Here is a 4005-nt window from a genome sequence, read left to right as displayed (position 1 = left end):
ATGACATCGGTTTCTCCCTCCCGGCGTGACGCCGCCACCAGTTACCTCATCGAGGTCGAAGCGTACTTTCTCCTATGCTGCGCTCAGCATGCACCCGGCACTCGACGACAGGAAGCGAAGCAGTCCATGGCACCGACACTGCGCCCGCGCCGATCCGCTCTCTACCTGCCCGGCAACAAGGCCCGGGCGCTCGAGAAGGGCAAGACGCTGCCCGCAGACGTGCTCATCTTCGACCTGGAGGACGCGGTGGGGCCCGACGCCAAAGCCGAGGCACGAACGACGGTGTGCGAGGCAGTCGCGTCGGAAAGCTACCGGCCCCGCGAGGTCGTCGTGCGCATCAACGGCCTGGGCACCGATTGGCACGACGACGATCTGGCGGCGGTGGCCGGTTCGCCCGCCCACGGGGTGCTCGTGCCCAAGGTGGAGACCGGCGAGCAGGTGCGGGCGCTAGACGCCAGGCTCGAGCGGCTCGGCGCGCCGGAGTCGTTGCGGTTGTGGGTGATGATCGAGACGCCCCGGTCGTTCCTCAAGGCCGAGGAGATCGCCTCGGCCAGTGAGCGTTTGGCGGCGCTGGTAGTCGGCACCAACGACCTGGTCAACGATTTGCACGCGCTGCACGTGCCCGGACGGGCACCGATCGTGCCGGCGTTGACTTTGGCGGTGCTGGGGGCGAGGGCCGCCGGCAAGGTGGTGCTGGACGGCGTGTTCAACGACATCACCGACGCGGAGGGCTTCCGGGCGCAGGCCCGCCAGGGACGCGAAATGGGTTTCGACGGGAAGACCTTGATTCACCCCTCCCAGATTGGTGCGGCCAATGACCTCTTCGGTCCGTCGGAGGGGGAGTTGGCCGACGCCCGTAAGGTCGTCGCGGCTTACGAGCAGGCTAAGGCTTCGGGCGCCAGCGTGATCACCGTCGACGGCCGCATGGTTGAGAGCCTGCACGTCCGCAACGCCGAGCGGATTCTCGCTCTGGCCGAACGCATCTCGGAGATGGAATCCGCCTCCTGAGTCACGGCAGCACGCCCGTGGTCGCATCCGTGTGCTTGAATGCGTTGCCCGGGGTGGGCGGGTGCGGTTCGCGCGCGAAGCTGCCCAGCCGCATCACAGCACGTAGGCGCCCATGTAGAGCACGGCCGCCTGACCCAGGACCGAGCCGACCACGACGACTTGTCCCGCGCCGCGCTGCCTGAAATCGCTTATCGCACAGCGGGACACGTTGGCAGCCCCGAGCACGTTGGTTGTGACCACTTTGTCGAAGACCTCGGCGCGCACCTGGGTGAACCGGCCGAACGCCGGCACGGCGGCGTTTTGGACCACGACGTCCAGGCCGCCGTAGCGCGTGACCGCCGCGCCGATCGGGTAATCAGGGCGGCATCGCCCGCGCCGTTGTACCGTCGAAGAGGTGACGGTGCTGAGTCAGCTGGGTGCGGTGCGGGAATCGCTGGGCGCCAGGTTGTTCGCCATGGTTGCCGGCCCCGACGGCCCGGCCCAGCGGACGCGGATCCATGAGACGCCGGGGCCGCGGTGGTTCGACGAGGACCGCCCCATCCGCAGGGTGAACGCCGACGCGTCGATGTTCGTCGGTGGGTTGCGCGCGCTGCTGCTGCAGTCGTTGCACCCGCTGGCCATGGCCGGCGTGGCCCAACACTCGAACTACCGGGGCGATCCGTGGGGCCGACTGCAGCGCACGAGCACCTTCTTGGCCGTCACGACGTTCGGGACGGCGGCCGACGCGCAGCGCGCCGTCGATCGGGTGCGGGGGATTCACCGCCGGGTGCATGGGGTGGCGGACGACGGAAGGCCGTATTCCGGCACGGATCCGCACCTTTTGGAGTGGGTGCACATCACCGAGGTGGACAGCTTCCTGCTGGCGCACAAGCTGTACGGCGCCGCTCCGCTGGACCGCAGCGGTCGTGACGCCTACGTGGCGGACATGGCATATGTGGCAACCCGACTCGGGGTGGTCGATCCGCCGCGCACCGAGCATGAGCTGGTGGAGCGTATCGCGGCGTACCGTCCGGAGCTGCGCGGCACGTCGGCGGCACGCGACGCCGCCCGGTATCTGTTGCTGACCCCGCCGCTGCCGCTGGCCGCCAGGGCGCCCTACGCGGTGCTGGCGGCGACGTCGGTGGGGATGCTTCCCGCGTGGGCGCGCACACCGCTGCTGTTGCCGTACTTCCCCCCGATCGAGCGCACCCTGGGCCGCACGGCCGGTCGCGCGCTGGTCGGCGGCATCCGCTGGGCCATGACGGGCTGACAGTACGCCGCTGACGGTAACGTTGTGCGCCGTGAACGACTTCGTTGTCGTCAAGGTCAAGCCCGGCAGCAGCAAGGGCCCGCTCGTCGAGACCGGCCCCGACGGCGACCTGACGATCTACGTCCGGGAGCGCGCCGTCGAGGGCAAGGCCAACGACGCCGTCATTCGGTTGCTGGCTACCCACCTACGCCTGCCCCCGAGCCGAGTCGAACTGGTGTCCGGAAAGACCTCGCGGCTCAAGCGATTCCGCGTGCACCGAGCGGCGTCGCCGACGGATGACACCCGGACGTAGTTCCACACCTCGGCAGCAACGTCCGCGAGCTGCTGCCATGCTGAACCCGGGAGCGCCGATCATTCTGGCGAGTTCGACCACGGCATACAACGGGACGCCGGCGTTCAGTGCCTACGCGGCCTCCAAGGCCGCGATCCTCTCCTTCGGCCGCACCTGGGCGGCCGAACTCGTCGATCGCAACATCCGCGTCAACACGGTCGTGCCCGGCCCCGTCGAAACGCCTGGCCTGACGGAGCTGGTTCCCGCCGAGCAGAAACAAGGTCTCCTGGATACCCAAGCGGCCGTGGTACCGATGAGGCGGGTGGGCCGGCTCGAGGAGATCGCTGCAGCGGTGGTGTTTCTCGCCTCCGGTGCCAGCAGCTTCATGACGGGAAGCGAGTTGTTCGTCGACGGCGGCGCCGAACAGTTGTAGAGTGCCCGTCACGTCACAGCCGGGCATGGCGCAGACGGGATTGAGCCGCAAGGCTATTCGTAGCTCCGCTACGGCGAAGCCCGCTCGTACCGCCGGGCCCAAAAGGCAACGACGCCATACATCACGCCGCCGAAGGGCTGAATCACCCGAAATGGCAGCCACCAGTGTCAGCGACGAGGTGGCGGCGACGATTCCGGTCGCAGGTCTCACCGCCGCCGCCGTGGACGCGATCGGCCTGCGATCCGGAGACATCCTGCTCGTCGGTGGTGCCGCCGGCGGCGTCGGCGTGTTCGCCGTCCAGCTCGCCAGGCTCGCCGGCGCGACCGTCATCGGGACCGGCTCTCGGGGCACCTTCGAGTTCCTGCGGCAGCTGGGGCTCAGCCCGTGGCGTACGGCCCGGGACTCGCGGAGCGGGTTCGAGCGCTGGCCCCCGACGGTGTGACCGCCGCGACCGATTTGTTCGGCATCGAGACGGCCCAGACCGCGCTCGCGCTGGGAGTCTCGCCGGAACGGATCTCCACCATCGCCGCCGGCCCCAACCCGCCCGGCGGCGTCCGCGCCACCGGCGGTAGCGATGCCGAGCCGGACGCCGCGGCACGGATCACCGACGGGATCCTCGCGGGCAAGATCACGGTGCCGATCGCCGCGTCCTACCCGATCGAGCGGATCCGCGATGCCGTGACACTGCAGGCGGGACGGCACGTTCACGGCAAGATCGTGATCACACTCCGACCCCGCCCGGAAAGGGCGGCGTCGCGCGTTCCGCGCTCGGCGGTTACGCAGTCGACTCGGCGTAGCGGGCCAACTCCGCTGTGGCCGAACGCAATTGGTCAGCGGCATTCAGCGGTGTCGGGAAGCCGGCGCGGGTGTAGGCCACCCCGCGTGGCGTGTGCACCCGCAGGTCCAGGCCGTAGCGGTCGACGCCGGTGCACACCGCGGTCTCGGTATCGGGGTAGCCGCCGAACGCCCGGGCCATCGCGGCCAGGGCGGCGGCGTGGTCGGCGTTGAGATGCGCGACCGCCCGGGCCGAGGCCGGCGCGATCG

The 4005-nt window shown here is 69.7% G+C and carries 6 protein-coding genes and 2 pseudogenes; 6 read left to right on the top strand and 2 right to left on the bottom strand.

Features of this window, described 5'->3' with window-relative positions; all coding sequences use genetic code 11:
* Positions 1–126: 126 nt before the first annotated feature.
* Positions 127–1008, top strand: a complete 882-nt coding sequence (locus tag AC2VOR_RS15230) for an HpcH/HpaI aldolase/citrate lyase family protein (RefSeq protein ID WP_369738693.1) — start codon at positions 127–129, stop codon at positions 1006–1008.
* Between the two features lie 93 nt (positions 1009–1101).
* Here the strand turns inward: AC2VOR_RS15230 and AC2VOR_RS15225 are convergent, their stop codons facing one another.
* Positions 1102–1356 carry an SDR family NAD(P)-dependent oxidoreductase gene (locus AC2VOR_RS15225; protein WP_369741593.1) on the bottom strand — a complete coding sequence of 85 codons (255 nt, stop codon included), beginning with the start codon at positions 1354–1356 and terminating at the stop codon, positions 1102–1104.
* A 106-nt stretch (positions 1357–1462) separates the two neighbouring features.
* Between AC2VOR_RS15225 and AC2VOR_RS15220 the strand changes: the two genes are divergently transcribed.
* From AC2VOR_RS15220 to AC2VOR_RS15200, 5 genes and pseudogenes are all read left to right on the top strand, one after another.
* Positions 1463–2257: an oxygenase MpaB family protein gene (locus tag AC2VOR_RS15220; protein WP_369741594.1), complete on the top strand. Its 795-nt coding sequence runs from the start codon at positions 1463–1465 to the stop codon at positions 2255–2257.
* A gap of 31 nt (positions 2258–2288) precedes the next feature.
* Positions 2289–2549, top strand: coding sequence for a DUF167 domain-containing protein (locus AC2VOR_RS15215; protein ID WP_369738694.1), 261 nt, complete (start codon positions 2289–2291; stop codon positions 2547–2549).
* A 37-nt stretch (positions 2550–2586) separates the two neighbouring features.
* A pseudogene (locus tag AC2VOR_RS15210) lies at positions 2587–2961 on the top strand (SDR family oxidoreductase); the annotation flags it as partial.
* A 151-nt stretch (positions 2962–3112) separates the two neighbouring features.
* A complete protein-coding gene (locus AC2VOR_RS15205; RefSeq protein WP_369738695.1) occupies positions 3113–3403 on the top strand; it encodes an MDR/zinc-dependent alcohol dehydrogenase-like family protein in 291 nt (96 codons plus the stop codon).
* Positions 3346–3624, top strand: a pseudogene (locus tag AC2VOR_RS15200) (NADP-dependent oxidoreductase); the annotation flags it as partial. The gene AC2VOR_RS15205 and the pseudogene AC2VOR_RS15200, both read left to right, overlap by 58 nt.
* A 112-nt stretch (positions 3625–3736) precedes the next feature.
* On the opposite strand, the gene AC2VOR_RS15195 reads toward AC2VOR_RS15200, so the two are convergent.
* Positions 3737–4005: DUF2470 domain-containing protein (locus AC2VOR_RS15195; RefSeq protein WP_486964057.1), on the bottom strand; the 269-nt coding region annotated here is incomplete at its 5' end.

Source organism: Mycobacterium sp. TH-M103, assembly GCF_057473785.1.
Note: the sequence above shows the minus strand (reverse complement) of the source record. Positions and strands in the feature narration are given on the sequence as shown.

Excerpts from the sequence above, each read along its gene's own strand:
- AC2VOR_RS15230 (WP_369738693.1), top strand. The coding sequence starts at position 127 with ATGGCACCGACACTGCGCCCGCGCCGATCCGCTCTCTACCTGCCCGGC.
- AC2VOR_RS15220 (WP_369741594.1), top strand. The coding sequence starts at position 1,463 with ATGGTTGCCGGCCCCGACGGCCCGGCCCAGCGGACGCGGATCCATGAG.
- AC2VOR_RS15205 (WP_369738695.1), top strand. The coding sequence starts at position 3,113 with ATGGCAGCCACCAGTGTCAGCGACGAGGTGGCGGCGACGATTCCGGTC.